The sequence below is a fragment of the Nocardia sp. NPDC051321 genome, assembly GCF_044455225.1.
Taxonomy (GTDB): Bacteria; Actinomycetota; Actinomycetes; order Mycobacteriales; family Mycobacteriaceae; genus Nocardia.
Genome location: NZ_JBITEM010000004.1, coordinates 385,077 through 401,064 on the forward strand (window position 1 = coordinate 385,077; position 15,988 = coordinate 401,064).

The following is a 15,988-nucleotide window of genomic DNA, read 5'->3' on the forward strand; positions in this document are numbered from 1 at the left end:
GCTGGAAAGAGGATGCTGTAGCTACTGATCAGCTCGCTCGATTCCTGAACCGATACCACCATTGGGGAGCCCGAGTCATGGCGGTGCAAGTGGTCGACCGATCGTTGATGACCAGCGATCAAACAGAGCATCAAGCGAAGAGCGTTGGTGCGGGCGGCTGGGTGGTCTCCTTCCTGCCGGGCCGGACGCTGACCATCGAGCAAGCCACCGCTGCCATGCAGGCCGCAGAGGCCGTCGCCGTCGTCGGAGCGTTAGCGGATCAGGTCGGATTGACCACGCTGGAAACCGTCGGACTGGCCATTCAGGAGTCGCCGTGGACGCGGCCGATGCACGAGCCTTGCGGCAGGCGCACCTGGCGCCGCGGCTGGCTCGAGCACTAGAGCTATTTCTTGGTAGCCACCACGACGAGGTTGCTCACCAGTAGCTCTCGGATCATCGGGATACGGACCAGCCACCAGGCCCAGCGCGGGTGATAGCGCGGGAAGACGATCCGCACGTCGGCGGAAGTGGCTGCCGCCCAACGTAATCCGTCCGACGCGCGCACCGCGAACAGCGACTGGCCGAACCGGTTCTTCGGTTCCTTGCCGAACTTGCGCCGGTATCGACGCGCGGCGAACTCGCCACCGAGGTAGTGCCACGGCCCGGTCTCGTGCCCGCCGAACGGACCGTGCCACACCGTGTACGACAACACGATCAGCCCGCCCGGCCGGGTCACCCGCACCATCTCGTCCGCCATCAGCCACGGCTTGGCCACATGCTCGGCGACATTCGAGGAAAAGCAGATATCCACCGCGTCGTCGCGAAACGGCAGCGCCATCCCCGAGCCGCGCACCGCGCCCGCCACCGAAAGCCCGGCCGCGTGCATCTCCGACGGATCCGGCTCGACCGGAAGGTAGCGCGCACCCGTCTTATCGAACTCGTCGGCGAAATAACCCGGGCCGCCCCCGACATCCAGAATCGTCGCCCCCGCCAAACCGTTGCCCGTGAGGTCTGCGTAGAAATCACCGATCATCGCCGCGCTGTCCTGGGCCAAGCCGCCGTAGAACACGGCGGGATCGGACTGCTCGAACCGGAAACTGCCGAGCAATCGCAGCGACCGGCGCAATGTCGCCCGGCGCGCAAACCGGGGCGCGCGCGATCGCACACCATCGGACGGCGTTTTTTCGGCTTTCAGCACGGCGCCGAGTCTCGCATAACGGCGCTGCGCGGTGCGCTGGGCGGCCCGGTGATCAGCCTCCGTCGCAGGGCTCGGGTTAGGGTGTACCGCGATATCCGACGTTCCCGACCGGGACCACCAGACCGAGAGAAGCTCGACCGTGCGCGAAGTCCTCCTGCTGTGCTGGCGAGACACCGGGCACCCGCAGGGCGGCGGCAGCGAGCGGTACCTCGAGCAGGTCGGCGCGCAGCTCGCCGCGCGCGGGGTCAAGGTCACCCTGCGCACGGCCCGCTATCCAGGGGCGCCGAAGCGTGAGCGCGTCGACGGCATCGACATCAGCCGGGCGGGCGGCCGCTTCTCCGTGTACCCGCGGGCGCTGGCCGCGATGGCATTCGGCAGGCTCGGCCTCGGCCCGTTGCGCGGCCTGCGGCCCGACGCGGTGATCGACACGCAGAACGGCATCCCGTTCTTCGCCACCGCCGCCACCAAGGCGCCCGCCGTGGTGCTGGTGCACCACGGGCACCGAGAGCAGTGGCCGGTCGCCGGACGCCTGGTCGGCCGGGTCGGCTGGTGGATCGAGTCGCGGCTGTCGCCACGGGTGCATCGGCGCAACCAGTACCTGACCGTCTCGCTGCCCTCGGCCGAAGAACTGGCCACCCTCGGCGTGGCACAGTCCAGGATCGCGGTGGTGCGCAACGGTGCCGAACCGGTTCCCGCGGACGCGCCAACCGGCGCCGCCGAAACCCGCGCCGCGAACCCCCGCATCGTGGTGCTGTCCCGCCTGGTGCCGCACAAGCAGATCGAGGACGCGCTCGCCGTGGTCGCGCGACTACGAACCCGCATTCCCGGCCTGCACCTCGACGTGATCGGCGACGGCTGGTGGGGCGAGAACCTGAAGGCGGGCGCGGATAGTCTCGACATCGCGGACGCGGTCACCTTCCACGGTCACGTCGACGAACGTCGTAAGCACGAATTGCTTTCCCGCGCTTGGGTACACGTGTTGCCCTCGCGCAAGGAAGGCTGGGGTCTCGCGGTGATCGAGGCCGCGCAGCACGGGGTGCCGACGATCGGCTACCGCAGTTCGCGTGGCCTGACCGACTCCATTGTCGACGGCGTGACCGGTCTCCTGGTCGATGACGTCGCCCAATTGTCCGATGCGGTAGGCGAATTGCTCGACGATCGGGCCGCGCGCACCGTCATGGGGGAGAAGGCGCGTTCGCGGGCGCGTGAATTCTCTTGGGAGCAAACGGGAAACGGGGTGTACGACGTGTTGGCCGCCGTTGCTCGCGGTGAGCACTCCGCCGGACTGATTGCGCCTCGCTCCGCCCACTGAGCTGCCCGGTCCGGGTTCCCGTCAACGGGACAGCGCCGAGGCGTCACTCGGGAATTGAACTCGGCCCGTTGTGCTGGCTCGAATCGCGGCGGGTCAGCGTGTGCGTCGTGCGCGGCGCGTGATTGCCGCGACGAGCGGGCCGCCGACGAGAAGGGCTAGCCACAGTGTGTGGGCCGCGATGGCAACGGCGCGATCCATCGATGACGCATTGTGCCGCTCGACGGCTCCGGGCACTCGGTACAGGGCGAGGTCGGCATTGCTGAATATCGGATCGAGCTGTGCGAGCGTTGTTTTCGATGCACCGAGTGGGCCGGGAGTGCCGCGTTCCAGCAGTACCAAGCCGACACCGTTACTCGCCAGCTCCTGAGCTGAACCACCGCGCAGCAGTAAGGCTTCCACCTCGCGTGCGCGGGCTCCTTCACCGGATACCGTGCGTCCGCGTACCGGAAGTTCGCCGGTTTGCAGGACGTCCCGGGGCAGCAGGCGGGGAGCAGGGTCCAGGACCGGCGCTCGCCCGCTGTATCGGAATTTCCGGAACATCCCGCCCGGCAGTACCGCGACGTCGCCAGGGTCGGCCAGCTGTCCGGCGACCTGTTGCCAGCCCGCCGGGTAGTGCACAGGTCGCATCGCGCCACCGACACCCCACGCGAGGTCGAGCAGCGGCAGCACCAGCAGGGTGATGAGAATCGTCGCGACTGCGCCCGTCACAGTTGGGGATAACTTCGAGACCGGGTCAAAAGGTGCGCTCGATAGTGGTGAGCTGCCGGCGATATTGGTCGTAGACGAGTCATCAATCCCTTGTCGCGCCAAGGATTCTGAGCGTTGTGTAGCGGCGGCGAGCTGTGCATTATCGGTTGGTCCGGTTACCTGGGCGGTCGAGAATCGTTTGGCGAGAACCCCGCAACCCGCCGCGGCGCACAGTGCGTAGGCGGGCATCGCCAGCGCCACATACTTCTGGGTATCGCGCAGCAGGCCCGCGCCGGGGACGTGGGCGGCGAGCCACTCCAGCACGTGCATGCCCCATGGGGTCGCGCCGAGTGCGGGCAGCAGAACGGCGAGCGCCGCGAGCACGACGAGGGCGCGGCGCACGTATCGATCGGCACCGTCGGAGATCACCGAACGCACGCCCGTCGCGACGATGACGAGCAACAGCACCGTTCCGATCACTGCGAGAAGCGTTGTGCGCGAATCGGGTACCGCGTCGCCGTTCCAGATGCCGCCGAGCCCCGCCAGGCTGCCCAGCGTGCCGAGACCGGGTTCGGCACGGGCGGCGAAGGCCGCGATGCCCGCCGGATCCGACGGTTCGCTGGCCGCTCCGGACAATGCGGTGGCGGTCAACCACGGCCCGGACGCGACGATCAGCAAGGCCAGTACGCCGGCCAGCCGCCGCCGCCCGGCCAGCGACAACGCGGTGATACCGGCGAGCAGTGCCCCGGTCGGCGTGAGCCCTGCCGCGGCAAGACATCCCGCCAAACCTGCCCAGGCGCCCGCGGTACCGTCGGTCCGAATCCGATACGCGGCCAAGGCAACCCACGGCAGCGCGGCATACCCGGCGAGCAAACTCCAGTGACCCTGCAAAAGGCGTTCGGCCACATACGGATTCCACAGCGCCACCGTCGCGGCGACCAGCTGCGCACCGATCGACGCACCCAACAGTTCCCGCGCAAGCACCGCGGCTCCGTACCCGGCCGCCCACAGCGCGACGAGCAGAATCGCTTTGACGATCAGACCGCCATCGATGACCGGCGACAACATCGCAAGCAACGCATCCTGCGGCACGGCCCGCGGTGCGGCATCACCGAGCCCGAGCGCCGAATCGGTCAGATAAGACCGCGGCGTACTCACCGCGTCCCGCAGCAGCAGATACCCGGAACCGAGCAGCGGACCCATGATGAGCAGCGCAAGCACCGCGCTGTACCCGGCAGGGACGACCTTCACCCACCGGTCGCGTCGCAGCACTCCGCTCGCACTCACGCTTGTGCACCCTACGGTCCGACGTCCTTGTACACCCATCCGCACACGGCGCCGCGACGGTCGGAAAAGAATTCGGCACCCACGTCTCGCGCCGGACTTGCCCACCCGATCGAAGGTGTCCTTCAGCTCGTCTCAGCGAATGAAGGGCGCCTTCGGTCGGGTGGGGGCGGGGCGGGACGTTGCGGTTGACACGCAGGTGGGACGATGGCGGACGTGTCTGCTGTCCGTCGGTTTCCTGTGGTGGCGGATCTGACGTTGGTTACGGCGGGGGCGATGACCGCCAATGTGGCGGGGTATCTGCTGCAATTGCTGGCCGGGCGGTGGCTCGGAGTTTCCGGGTACAGCGAGTTCGCGAGTCTGCTCGCGGTGCAGCTGCTGTGTGCGGTGCCCGCGTTGGCGTTGCAGAACGTGGTGGCGAGGGAGCTGGTTCGGGGGGCAGGCGTCGCGGCGCTGCGCGGGTTGCAGTGGCGGTGCGCGGTGATCGTCGCGCTGGTTGTCGCGGTCCTGGTACCGGTGGTGACCAGTGCGCTGAATGTCGGTGTCGCGGCGTGTGCGGCCGCGCTCGGTGCGGCGCCCGCGTTGGTGCTGTTGTCGGGGGAGCAGGGAGTTCTGCAGGGCGGCAGGCGGTTTCGAGCGTTAGGCGTGGTGCTCGGTGCCGCCGGGATGCTCCGGGTCGCGCCCGCGCTTGTGGTGCTCGCGGTGGGTGGTGGCGCCGCGCTTGCCCTCTGTGCGGCCGCGTTGGGTATCGCGGTTGCCGCGGTATTCGCGCGATACGTCGCCGGGACGCCGTCCGCGCGGACTCGCACCGGGACCGACGAAGACGAGGTAGATCACGCCATCGGGGTACTTCCGGTGCTACGGGCCGCGCAGGTACAGGCGGCGCTGATGGCGCTCTCGTCCACGGACTTGATCGTGGTGCGGATGGTTCTCGACGACGCGGACGCCAGCCGGTACGCGCTCGGCACCATCGCCGCGAAGATCGCGTTCTGGCTGCCGCAGGCGGTCGGCGTCGTGCTGTATCCACGAATGGCCCAGCCAACGCACTCGGCGCGCGCGATCAGATCGGCACTCGCGGTGTTGTCGGGCATCGGCATCGTCGCTGTTGTCTGCGCCGCTCTCGCCGCGCCGCTGGCCCCGCTACTGGCAGGCCAGGATTACGCGCCCATCCAAGGCTTGCTCTGGCTGTTCGCCTTGCACGGTGCCATCCTCGCGGTCCTGCAGGGCGCGATGCTCTCCGCGATCGCGGTGGACCGCACCGCCCTGGCCGCACTGACCTGGCTCGGCCTGGCCGTCGAAGTGACACTGATGGTTTCGTTCGCCCGCTCGATCCCGACCCTGATCACCACGGTTGCCTCGGTCGCCGCCGTCACCACCACCGTCGTCGCGATCATCGTCCTGCGCACCGCCGATCGTGACAGTAGCGTGCGAACCCTCGAACCCGAACGACTGGCGTAATCTGCCACGGCGCCACCGCGAAGACACACAGCTTGCCCCGGCGCGAACCAATTCACTGGAGAAGCCATGCACTGCCACATAATTCGTGCGCGCGATGCATCGCTGTGGCCGTTGGGTGCCAACTGACCCGGCCAACTCATATACCTCCGGCCGCCGACGCGCACAGATTTGCCCGGCGCGAACGAAATCGCTGAAGAAGCATGTGCCGCTGCATAATTCGTGTACACAGCATCGCTGTGTACACGTTGAGGACCCAGCGCATCAACTGATTTCGTTAGTACATGGGTAACTCGCCGGGTACCAGCTGACCTGACCGATTCCTCAATCCGCCGGCCGCCAACGCTATTGCGCGGCACTTGGTCTGGCCTGAATACGCGGAGAGGCGGAAAGGCCCCCGGTCGGTGTGACCAGGGGCCGAACTTCTCAGCTAACTCAAGGCTGCTTCGTGATCTTGATCTGCTCGGTCGGTGGCTCACTGTCCGCCCGGCGCGCGCCACGACCCTGGCTCAGCGGCCCGCCGCCGCCTGCCGCGGCAGGCGTCGAACCGCTGCCGCGAATCCCGAGGACGGCACCGACGATCAGCGCGATGACGCCGAGCACGCCGAGCACGATCGGCATGATCCGCCCGTACAGCGACAGCTTGTCGATGTTCTCCTTGGCGACCGAGATCTGCGACTCGATGGTGTTCTCGTCGAACACGATGTGCGACTTCAGCGCGGTGACCTCGGGCTTGGCATCCCGCCCGTAGTACAGGTGGATCTGCTCGCCACCCTTGATCACGGTGCCGGTCTTCGGCTCGACCCACAGGTCACGGGTGTTGGTGTACCAGCGCGCCATGGTGACGTCGCCGTCGCCGGGCACGCCCCACTTCGCGGCGGGGAAGGTGAGCTTGTTGGTCGGCGCCTTGACCACGTCGTACAGGTTGGTCGCCGGAATGGACTGCTGGAAGTGATAGACCTTCATGTTGTTGATCTCGGACTCCTCGACGAAGTTGACGTCGAAGGTCTTGCGCGCGTTGAGATCGAAGTACGGGTAGTTCTTCTTCTCGGTACCGATCGGGAAGCGGTACTGCAGGCCGGTGTGCTGCACCGGATCCGCGACCGACTTCATGTTCTTGTCCACGGTGACCGCGATGGAGCCGTTCGGATCCTTCGCGACGGGCTCGCCGGACTTGCGGTCGATGGTGACCCGGTCGATGGTCGCGGTGAGCAGGCCGGTGTCGCCCTGCTTGTCGATGCGGCGCAACGTCTGACCCGCCTGCACCGTCATCTCGTCGGCATCCGAGGGCTCCTCGACGGTGAGGAAGCGTTGCGAGACCAGCGGCACGTTCGAGTCGATCTTCGCGGCACCCTCCGGCGCGGTGAGCGACTTGGAGTCGAGCACCAGGCTGTCCTCGCCGGGCACATTGGTCGCGATGGTGGTGATCTCGAGATCGAGGGGAGTCTTCGCCAGTTTGCCGACGGTGTAGGTCGGGATCAGCAGCGCGGCGACAATCAGCAACGCGCCGAGACCCACGAGCAGGCAGGCCACCGTCCTTCTGGTTCCGGCACTCAGTGCCATGCAAACTCTCCTCGTCGTAGAACAGGGGGCGTTCCGGCGAGTACGGCGGGCCGCCCGCGGCACTCGTGAGCCCCGACACTAACAGTCCGGTGTCGTACCATGCGGTGCCGAGGCCGGAAACGGCCGGGAAATCGCCCGAGTTTAGCGCGGAATGTGAAACGTCGAGTTATCACCTAAAAATTGGCAAGGCAGACTGGAGCCGATGACTGAAGCATCGCGCAGCGATTTGATGAGGGGCGGTGGTCGGGTGACGGGTGGGCCTGAAGCGCCGCGCCGCGCCTCCGCCCCGGCGACCGAATCGGTCTCCACCCGCGCCTTTCTCCCCGCGCTCGAAGGCATGCGTGGCATGGCAGCGCTCGGTGTCTTGCTGACGCACGTCGCGTTCCAGACCGGGGCCGCGGGAATGCCGGTGATCGGGCGGGTGTGGGGGCGGTTCGACATGGCGGTCGCGGTGTTCTTCGCGCTCTCCGGCTTTCTGCTCTGGCGTCCACATGCCGCCGCGGCGCGCGGGCTCGGCCGTGCGCCGTCGCTCGGTTACTACCTGCGGCATCGCGCGGCGCGCATCTTGCCCGCGTATTGGGCTGTGGTCTGTGTGGTGCTGGTGCTGCTGCCGAGCGCGGCGGGGACCGCGGGGTTGCGCGTCTGGGTGTCGAATCTTGCGCTGCTGCAGGTGTTCGTGCCGTTGACGCTGACCGATGGGCTCACGCAGATGTGGAGTCTTTCGGTCGAGGTGGCCTTCTATCTGGTGCTGCCGGTGCTGGCGTTCGCGGCGGTGTGGTTGCGCGGCAGCGCGGTTCGGTGGCGGGTTCCGGTGCTGCTCGGTCTGGCGGTGGTGTGCCTGAGTTGGAACTTCATTCCGGTGCCGACGCCCGACGCGATCCATTCCGACAATTGGCTGCCCGGATATCTGCCGTGGTTCGCGATGGGAATGGTGCTCGCCGAACTATCTTTTGGTAGCGAACGGCTATCACTGTGGCGTCGGCTGGCGGGGAATCAGTGGTTGATGTGGACCATCGCGCTGGCCGCTTTCCTGGTCTCGGCCACCGACATCGGCGGTCCCGGCGGGCTGACGCACGCCGAGCCGTGGCAGTACGCGTCGAAGATGGGGCTTGGCGCGATCATCGGCTTCGCGCTGCTGGCCCCGCTGGTGCTCGGCGATCCAAACCGACCGCATCGATGGCTGACATCGCGGGTCGCCGCGACCATCGGGCGTTGGTCCTACGGAATCTTCCTCTGGCATCTCGCGGTGCTGTGGGTGGTGTTCCCGGTGTTCGGGATCGTGCCGTTCAGCGGGGACTTCGGCTACGTCGTCGTGCTGACGGTCGTGCTGACCCTGCCGGTCGCGGCGGCCAGCTACGCGTTGATCGAGGAACCGATGCGGCAGTGGGCGCGCGGCAGGGACCGGGCCAAGCCGACCGAAGAGGTCGAAGAGGAAGACCGGCTCGCGGCTCCGTGATCGCGTCAGTTGTCCAGCTGCCGATGCATGTCGAGCAGGTGGTGACGGAGTTCGTGCAGCGTGTGCACCGCGAGCCAGCGCAGCGAACGTTCTTGCGGCTCGGGATAACTGAAGATCAGCGTCCGTTCCCAGTCGGCGGCGGGCAGTCGCTCGAGCACATTGGCGAACAGTTGCGCCGCGTCCCTGAGCTGACGACCGACATCCGACGGCCGCTGGTCCGCGTAGCCGTCGTGCTCGACCCGCTCGTCGCGTCCCATCGGCGTGGTTTCGGGCGTCGTGCTGCGCCGGGCCGCGAGCACGCGCTCGCGTTGCATGAGCAGCACATCCCGCATGTGGCATGCGTATTCGAGCGGCGACCAAGTATCGGGCTTCGGTCGCTGCCGCAGTTTCGGGGAGTCGGTGAGGAGCAGGTCCGCGTATTCCACCGCGTGCTCTCTGGCCAACGGCGCGACATCGGTCGCGCGGGTCAGGTCGTAGACGAAACCGCATTCCACGCAGGTACTCACGACTCCACCTCGCTAGCGCTCGGTTTCGTCGTGCGTATCCGCACGCTGTCATTTCGGTTCTCTCGCTGACGCTCGCTCACGCGGCGTCACATTATCAACGAGGTCCGTTGCGCCGCAGCCCGAATGGTCGACCAGGCGGCAGTGCGGCGACGCCGACCGCGACCACCGCGAACACGGCGGGCAGTTGTGCCCACAGGGAACCGCCCATGTATCCACCCGAAGCGCGCCACGGGCCGGTCGATAGCGCGGCCGCCGACAGAGCCGTGCCGACACCCGCCACAATGACCAGCGCTCTCGGCGCGAACTGTGGATAGAAGTGGGCGGCGGCGAGTGTGCCTGCGGCGATGATGGTTCCGGCCGGACCGGCGATCAAGGTCGCCGCGGCCGCCAGGCCGATCGCGCCGAGCCATCGGGGACCCCACGTTTGTGGTGCGGAATCCGATTCGCCGCCAATGGCATTCACGTCGGAGTCAGCTTGATCAGGCAGGGGATTCGCCTTGGCTGCCACCGTCTTCGCGCGCCGCGGAATGGCCAATGCGATCAGCGGGAGGAGTAGGAATAGCCCACCGAAGATGCCGAGGCGGTACCAGCGATCGGTGGGGAACGAAACGGTGACGGGCCCGGTGGCATCGGGTGGCAGCAGCCAGGCCTGCTGCCAGCCGTCGATGACCACGGATTTCAAGGTGCGTCCGTCGGAAGTCGTTGCGTGCCAACCGACGTTCGTGCTCAACGGCAGCACGAGCAGCCGAGTTCCGGCGGTCGATTCGGCCGCTGCGGCGAGTCCGGCGCGGTCGAGGCGGAGTCGGTCGACAAAGAACAGATCGGTCGGCCCGACGGTGACATCGGCACGGCCCGGTGGCAAAGCGAGCGCGCCGGAATCGGGCTGGGGCGCACTGTCGTCCGCGCAAAGGCGGGCCGGAACCGGGGTGCCGGAACGGAGTTGGTCCGCGGTGGCGGTCACCGTGGTGCGCCGCAGCTGGCCGTCGATATTGATGGTGGGGCCGATTTCGCACGGGACGGTGATTTCCCGGTCCAGCGCCGCGGGCGCGGGGTAGTCCGGGCCGAGTACCGACACGTCGGCCAGGCCGGGCGGCTGCGACTGGACGAAGCCGAGCGCCGTCATGTCCAGCACCGGCTGCCATGACTGGATGCTCAGCTCGATGCGATCGGTCACGTAGGGATGCAAGGAAATTCGAGCGGGCGTGCCGGGATCGCGCTTTTCCAGCTCGCGCACCTGCGGGCCGTCACCGAGGTTGACCGCCACCGAGGTGGGTGCGGCGGGCAGGCCACCGAGCGATGGGGTCAAGGCCAGCCCGGTCACCAGCGCGGGCTCGGGCAGTTCGATGGTGAGGGTCGGCTTGGCACCGGTCAGCGTCCGCACCGAGTCCTCCGGTGCGGTCCAACTGGTGCGTGGATCGCCATCGGTCGCGGCGAACGCGGCGCCGCGCAGGTCGCCGACGTCGGCCTTGCCTCTTGCCACCGGGTGGTCGTGGTCGGTGAGCAGCGCCTCCAACGCCGGACCCTGCCTTGTCCGGACGGTCAGCTCGGGCGTGACGGACATGGGTTCGGGCACCGACAGCGTGCGCTCGAAGGTGCCGGGCTCCTCGGGTGCCAAGGCGAGGGCCTTGCTGCAGCGAACGCGGTTGGGCGAATCGAAACACGCACTGCGCCCGGGGAATTCCTGCCCGAGATCCCACCAGCGGACCCGCGCACCCGCCTGCGGCGGTGGCAGTACGGTCCGGTGCCGGATGTCGACACGGACCGGCTGCTCACGGTCGGCGTAGTCGTCCAGGGTGAGCTCGCTGATGCCGAACTGCCCGCCGCTCTTGCCGGTCTCGGTGCGGACCGCGGTGATGGTGGCCCACTGTGTTTTTCCCGCGGGCAGCGAAACCGACACCGGCTTACCGGGTTCGGGGATTCGAGTGGTCACGGTGCCGTTGGCGGTGCGCACCTCCACCCACTTCACCGGATCGCCGATGGCGGCCGCGCTGGTGCTGAAGGTCAGTTGCCCGACGCGGATCGGCTGCGCCAGGTCGAGCCGAAGCCATTGTCCGAGTGCGTGTTCGGAGCCGTTGCTGAGCCAAGCCGTTGCCGGATCGCCGTCGACGACGGCCGCGGTGGAGCTGCCGGGTGCGGCGCCGCCGAGCTGGGTGGCGTCGGCAGCCGAGCTGGACGCGGTGATGGTCGCACCCGACCATTCCCCGCGCACCAGTTCGGCGCCGGGCACCGGGTAGTCGGGCACCAGGTTGTGCGTGCGGCGGGCGTCGTCGGGGGCGCGGACGGCGGAATTGTGGTTGTCGACGCGACCGAAGTCGGACTCCCGATCCATCGGGGTGTCGGTGACGGTCAACGGTCCACTCGGCAGTCCGGCGCGGGCCGCGTCGGCGGCGAGCAGGAAGGGGGTGCCGGTGGTCCCCGGGTCGCGGTGCAGTCGTTCGAGCACTTCGGGCCCGCCTTGCACGACGGGTACCGCGCCGAGCGGAACCGTGTACGCGCCGGGAAACGATTGCGGTGCACCGGTTCCGCTGCGTACCTCGGTCGGCGTTCCCGGCGTCGGTGTCTGCACCCGGTAGATCTCGACCGCCGGGTACGCGGGCCGCAGATCACCGTCGGCGACCAGATCCTCGGCGATGACCTTGGCTTCGATCGGATCGCCGAACTCCGCCACCTTCGTCAGGCCCGGCGAATCGTCGATCGCGCTGTGCGCCAGCATCGGCCGGGTCGACCGCGACGTCTCCGGATCGAGATCGTTGCGCAGCACCAGAACTCCGATGCCCTGCCCGGCCAGTGTCGCCGCGAGTCCGGCCGACGGTCTGCCGTCGGCGATCAGCCGCTGCACCGAATCCATCGCGCGGATGGTGCCCGGCGGGTTCAGCGGTACCGCGTCGCGAATCGCCCACGGCGTGCTCGCCAATGCCTGCAACGGCTCGTCGCGGGTCAGTCCCCACACCTGACTGCCGAACGGTGCGCCAGGCACCACCAGTGCGCGGGTGTCGGAAGCGTTGTGGTGCAACCAGTCCGCGGTCTGCTGCCAATACGCGGGCACCGCGTCGTAGGCGCCGCGCGGGGCGAGCTTGCCGGTCCAGGCGAGCGAGGTGGACAGGGTCAGCGCGGTCAGGATCAGCGCGGCCACCGCGACGGAACGATCCCGCTCCGGATGCGCGAACGCGCTGCGCCACTGCGGCATCGGCACCGAGGCGGGCAGCGGCACCCTGGCTAGCAGCTGAGCCAGGCCGAGCACCAACGGGATTCGGATCAGCGGCTCCAGCTTGTGCACATTGCGCAGCGGCGCGCCGCCGGAATCCAGGAAGACCCGCACCGAATCCGCGAACGGCCCGCCGAGCTCACCGACATATCCGGCGCAGATGCCGACCAGCCCGACGCAAAGAATCAACGTCAGCCGCCCGCGAAACGGCATGGACCGCATGGCCAATCCCGCCATGCCCGCGGCGGCGAGCAGCCCGGTGGCGAGCACCGCGGCCGGTTGGGTGACCAGCACCGCGCCCGCGATGCGCTCCGGCGAGACGAACGGCGTCCAGCTGTCGGTACCGCGCAGCACCTCGGCCAGTGAGGCCCATTGCGTTGTCACGCCGGAGGATTCGATGTAGTCCAGGAACGGCGGACTCACCTTGCCGAGCAGCAGTAGCGGCACCGCCCACCAGAAAGTGGCGAGCACGAGCAACGGAACCCAGGCCCTGGTGAACCGCCACCACTCCCGATTCGGCCGGTACGAGGCCCACCACAGCAGCGCGGGCAAAAAGGCCGCGACCGTTGCCACGGCATTGACCGACCCCATCAGCGCGAGTGCCAGCGCGCTTCCGGCCGCCGATGCCGCCCCGCCGCGTCGCCAAGATGGTTGGCCGGTGTTCGCCCGCCGCCGATTCCGGTAACCGATGCCAAGCGCGGCCGGCGCAAGCAACACCCACGGCGCCAGCATCATCGGCAGCGTCTCCGAGGAGATCGAGCCGAGCGTGGTCAGCACGCGGGGGGACAGCGCGAACGTGGCCGCCGCGACGATGCGGGAGCCGCGGGTGCCGATGCCGAGGGTCTCGCAGAGCCGGATGATGCCCCAGAAACCGGCGAGCAGCAGTAATGCCCACCAGATTCGCTGGGTGGCCCAGGCGGGCAGGCCGAGGACATGGCCGAGTGAGAAGAAGGTGCCGTGCGGGAAGAAGTAGCCGTAGGCCTGGTTCTGCACCTGCCCCATCGGGGCCTGGCTGCTCCACAGGTGGCTGGCGCGTTCGAGGAATCCGAGCGGATTCTGCGCGAGGTCGTATTTGGTGTCGGCGACGGTGCGTCCTGGCGTCTGCAGGAAGGTCAGCAGGAACGCCGCCAGCACCGTCGCGGCGAACCAGCGGCTACCCAGCGGCGCGGAATCGAGCGCTTGCGGGCCGCGGCTGCGCGCGGCCGCATCGTGCCGCCGCGCCGCCGGTTCGAGCGAGTCGGCGGGTGAAGCGGGGGTCAGCTCAGCGACTGCCGTACTCGACGTTGCTCAGCAACGAGGAGTCCTTGTCGCCGCTGCGGTCGATGTCCGGCCGCGAGTTCTGCTGTACCGCCACCGTGACGAGGAGCACCGCGATCACGCCGAGTACGGCGCCGCCGACAGCACTCGCAACACCAGGAACAGCAAACTTCATTGCGGCACTCCAATACATCGATGCAGGCACATTCCCGGTCAACCTAGCAGCCCGGTCCGGTCTCCGGTGCGTTCAGCCCGCCGATTCTCGGCAGGTAACGCGGCTGGGGCGGCGATCACAGCGGATTCGCGGCGCTATCGGCGCGCGCCGGGCGGCACCCATCGGGCCGGGTGGATCAGTGCGCCGGGATGGCGCAGTGCAGGCCGCCGAGCAGGGTGCGCAGCTTGGCGGTGGTCTCGTCGAGTTCGGCCTTGGGTTCCGAGGCGGCGACGATGCCGCCGCCCGCGTAAGCCTGCACGGTGCGTCCATCGGCCGACAACTCGGCGCAGCGGATGGCGACCACCCACGCGCCGTCGCCGCTCGCGTCGCACCAGCCCACCGCTCCGCCGTAAAAGCCGCGGTCTTCCTCCAGATCGGCGATGGTGTCGAGAGCGAGATCGGTAGGGGTACCGCACACGGCGGGCGTGGGGTGCAGCAGCAGCGCCAGCTCGAGGGCGGTGGTCGCGGGGTCGCGCAGCCGTCCGGTGATCGGGGTGGCGAGGTGCCACACCTCGTGCGTGTTGATCAGTTCCGGGCCGTCGGGGATGGTCAGCTCGGCACAGACCGGGGCGAGCTTTTCCCGAATCCAGTCGATGACGAAGGCGTGCTCGTCGCGATTCTTGGTGCTGGCCAGCAGGTCTCGGGCCTGGGCCGCGTCGTCGTCCTGGTCGGCGCGGCGCGGCGCGGTGCCCGCCAGCGGGCGCAGCGTGACCGTGCCGCCGTGCCGGGCGATGAGTACCTCGGGTGTGGCGCCGACCAGGGTCGCGCCGGTACGCCCGGCGGGTGTCAGGTCGACGGCGAACACGTTCGCGTGCGGATGCCGCGTCAACAGGTGGGCCGCCACGAGTTCGGGCTCCAGCGCGTCGGCGGCCGCCGCCACCACCGAGCGTGCCGCCACCACCTTGCGTAGCGGCTGTGCCGGATCCTTCAGCTGCTCAACTAGTTTCGTCACCCGCGCGATATGTTCAGCGGCACTGGGGATTTCGGTGACGAACTGCACGGCGGGCAGCTCGGGCAGCGCGGCGGGCCGCCACGGCCCCGCGGTGTGCAGCACCCGCTCGGGCACGCTCAACGCGGCAGGTTTACGCGGATCGAACGGCAGCGCACCGACGATCATCGTCGCGCCGTCCCGCAGCGCGGCCACCGCCCGATCAGCCTCGTCGAACGCGACCCGGCTACCGAAGGCCCGGACCACCCCGTCCGGCTGGGCAAGCAGGAATCCATCCATAGTCCCTCGACCCTAACCCCGCGCCAGCCCCTCGAGCCTTGCCCGTGAGCGCACTCACGACTCCGCCTCGCCGGCGCTCGGCTGCGGCATGAGCGGGCCGGCTAGCCCGTTTTGGCGACGGGTTCTTTGCCCGGCGGGACCATGAGGACCGGGCGGTGGCAGTGCTTGAGGACCGCGTCGGCGACGCTGCTGTGCATGAGGGCGCGAATGCCGGTGGCGCCCCGGGTGCCCGCGACGATGATGTCGACGTCCAGGTCGTCGGCGCATTCGACGATGGCGTTCCAGATGGTCGTTGTGCATTCGGCGGTGCGCGCCTCGGCATTGAGCCCGGCGAGCTTGGCCAGCCGGACGCCCTCGGTGTTGACGGTGCGGGCGTCGACGTAGGCGACGTCCTCGATCTCCTCGTCGGGCACCCACTCCGGCTGCATCACCCCGGACAGGCCGGACAGGCGGGCGGCTTGGCGCACCATCGGTTCCCACGCGGTGAGCACGATGGCACGGTCCGCGCTGAGGAACCGCCCGGCGTATTCGATGGCCCGCTTGGCGTTCTCGGACCCGTCGTAGGCAATGAGCATCAGATCGCAAGGCACGATGACCTCCTGGTGGGAGACTCACGGCTGTTGATTAAGGCTACCTTGGCCGGG

12 protein-coding genes are annotated in these 15,988 nt (G+C 68.5%); 4 read left to right on the plus strand and 8 right to left on the minus strand.

Features of this window, described 5'->3' with window-relative positions; translation table 11 throughout:
• Positions 1 to 77: 77 nt before the first annotated feature.
• Positions 78 to 380, plus strand: coding sequence for a hypothetical protein (locus ACIA8C_RS11445; RefSeq protein ID WP_396995162.1), 303 nt, complete (start codon positions 78 to 80; stop codon positions 378 to 380).
• A gap of 2 nt (positions 381 to 382) precedes the next feature.
• Here the strand turns inward: ACIA8C_RS11445 and ACIA8C_RS11450 are convergent, their stop codons facing one another.
• Positions 383 to 1,177, minus strand: coding sequence for a methyltransferase domain-containing protein (locus ACIA8C_RS11450; protein ID WP_397133440.1), 795 nt, complete (start codon positions 1,175 to 1,177; stop codon positions 383 to 385).
• 139 nt (positions 1,178 to 1,316) lie between these two features.
• Here ACIA8C_RS11450 and ACIA8C_RS11455 point away from each other — a divergent pair, with 139 nt between their 5' ends.
• Entirely contained in the window at positions 1,317 to 2,489 is a 1,173-nt protein-coding gene (locus tag ACIA8C_RS11455; RefSeq protein ID WP_397133442.1) for a glycosyltransferase family 4 protein, read from the plus strand.
• A gap of 93 nt (positions 2,490 to 2,582) precedes the next feature.
• On the opposite strand, the gene ACIA8C_RS11460 is transcribed toward ACIA8C_RS11455, so the two are convergent.
• On the minus strand, positions 2,583 to 4,379 hold the full coding sequence (locus ACIA8C_RS11460; RefSeq protein ID WP_397133829.1) for a hypothetical protein: 1,797 nt from the start codon (positions 4,377 to 4,379) through the stop codon (positions 2,583 to 2,585).
• 288 nt (positions 4,380 to 4,667) lie between these two features.
• Between ACIA8C_RS11460 and ACIA8C_RS11465 the strand changes: the two genes are divergently transcribed.
• Positions 4,668 to 5,918, plus strand: coding sequence for a polysaccharide biosynthesis protein (locus tag ACIA8C_RS11465; RefSeq protein WP_397133444.1), 1,251 nt, complete (start codon positions 4,668 to 4,670; stop codon positions 5,916 to 5,918).
• Between the two features lie 432 nt (positions 5,919 to 6,350).
• Here ACIA8C_RS11465 and ACIA8C_RS11470 read toward each other — a convergent pair whose 3' ends face one another.
• Positions 6,351 to 7,478: a DUF3068 domain-containing protein gene (locus tag ACIA8C_RS11470; protein WP_397133446.1), complete on the minus strand. Its 1,128-nt coding sequence runs from the start codon at positions 7,476 to 7,478 to the stop codon at positions 6,351 to 6,353.
• Positions 7,479 to 7,707: 229 nt separating this feature from the next.
• On the opposite strand from ACIA8C_RS11470, the gene ACIA8C_RS11475 reads away from it, so the two are divergent.
• Positions 7,708 to 8,934 carry an acyltransferase family protein gene (locus tag ACIA8C_RS11475; RefSeq protein WP_397133831.1) on the plus strand — a complete coding sequence of 409 codons (1,227 nt, stop codon included), beginning with the start codon at positions 7,708 to 7,710 and terminating at the stop codon, positions 8,932 to 8,934.
• Positions 8,935 to 8,939: 5 nt separating this feature from the next.
• Here ACIA8C_RS11475 and ACIA8C_RS11480 read toward each other — a convergent pair whose 3' ends face one another.
• The 5 genes from ACIA8C_RS11480 to ACIA8C_RS11500 all read right to left on the minus strand — a co-directional run bounded on the left by ACIA8C_RS11480 (position 8,940) and on the right by ACIA8C_RS11500 (position 15,934).
• The gene (locus tag ACIA8C_RS11480) at positions 8,940 to 9,428 is read right to left on the minus strand and encodes a DinB family protein (protein WP_397133832.1); all 489 of its coding nucleotides are present in this window, start codon (positions 9,426 to 9,428) and stop codon (positions 8,940 to 8,942) included.
• Positions 9,429 to 9,534: 106 nt separating this feature from the next.
• Positions 9,535 to 13,779: an alpha-(1->3)-arabinofuranosyltransferase gene (locus tag ACIA8C_RS11485; protein ID WP_397133448.1), complete on the minus strand. Its 4,245-nt coding sequence runs from the start codon at positions 13,777 to 13,779 to the stop codon at positions 9,535 to 9,537.
• A 127-nt stretch (positions 13,780 to 13,906) separates the two neighbouring features.
• Positions 13,907 to 14,077 carry a DUF2613 domain-containing protein gene (locus ACIA8C_RS11490; RefSeq protein ID WP_396998241.1) on the minus strand — a complete coding sequence of 57 codons (171 nt, stop codon included), beginning with the start codon at positions 14,075 to 14,077 and terminating at the stop codon, positions 13,907 to 13,909.
• Positions 14,078 to 14,252: 175 nt separating this feature from the next.
• Complete coding sequence (locus ACIA8C_RS11495; RefSeq protein ID WP_397133450.1) at positions 14,253 to 15,344, minus strand: isochorismate synthase MenF; 1,092 nt, start codon at positions 15,342 to 15,344, stop codon at positions 14,253 to 14,255.
• A 101-nt stretch (positions 15,345 to 15,445) separates the two neighbouring features.
• A complete protein-coding gene (locus tag ACIA8C_RS11500) occupies positions 15,446 to 15,934 on the minus strand; it encodes a universal stress protein (protein WP_396998245.1) in 489 nt (162 codons plus the stop codon).
• Positions 15,935 to 15,988 lie beyond the last annotated feature (54 nt).

Bases quoted from the DNA above. Each gene is read 5' to 3' on its own strand.
- ACIA8C_RS11465 (WP_397133444.1), top strand. From the start codon at position 4,668: ATGGCGGACGTGTCTGCTGTCCGTCGGTTTCCTGTGGTGGCGGATCTG.
- ACIA8C_RS11475 (WP_397133831.1), top strand. From the start codon at position 7,708: ATGAGGGGCGGTGGTCGGGTGACGGGTGGGCCTGAAGCGCCGCGCCGC.
- ACIA8C_RS11470 (WP_397133446.1), bottom strand. From the start codon at position 7,478: ATGGCACTGAGTGCCGGAACCAGAAGGACGGTGGCCTGCCTGCTCGTG.
- ACIA8C_RS11495 (WP_397133450.1), bottom strand. From the start codon at position 15,344: ATGGATGGATTCCTGCTTGCCCAGCCGGACGGGGTGGTCCGGGCCTTC.
- ACIA8C_RS11460 (WP_397133829.1), bottom strand. From the start codon at position 4,379: ATGGGTCCGCTGCTCGGTTCCGGGTATCTGCTGCTGCGGGACGCGGTG.
- ACIA8C_RS11490 (WP_396998241.1), bottom strand. From the start codon at position 14,077: ATGAAGTTTGCTGTTCCTGGTGTTGCGAGTGCTGTCGGCGGCGCCGTA.
- ACIA8C_RS11445 (WP_396995162.1), top strand. From the start codon at position 78: ATGGCGGTGCAAGTGGTCGACCGATCGTTGATGACCAGCGATCAAACA.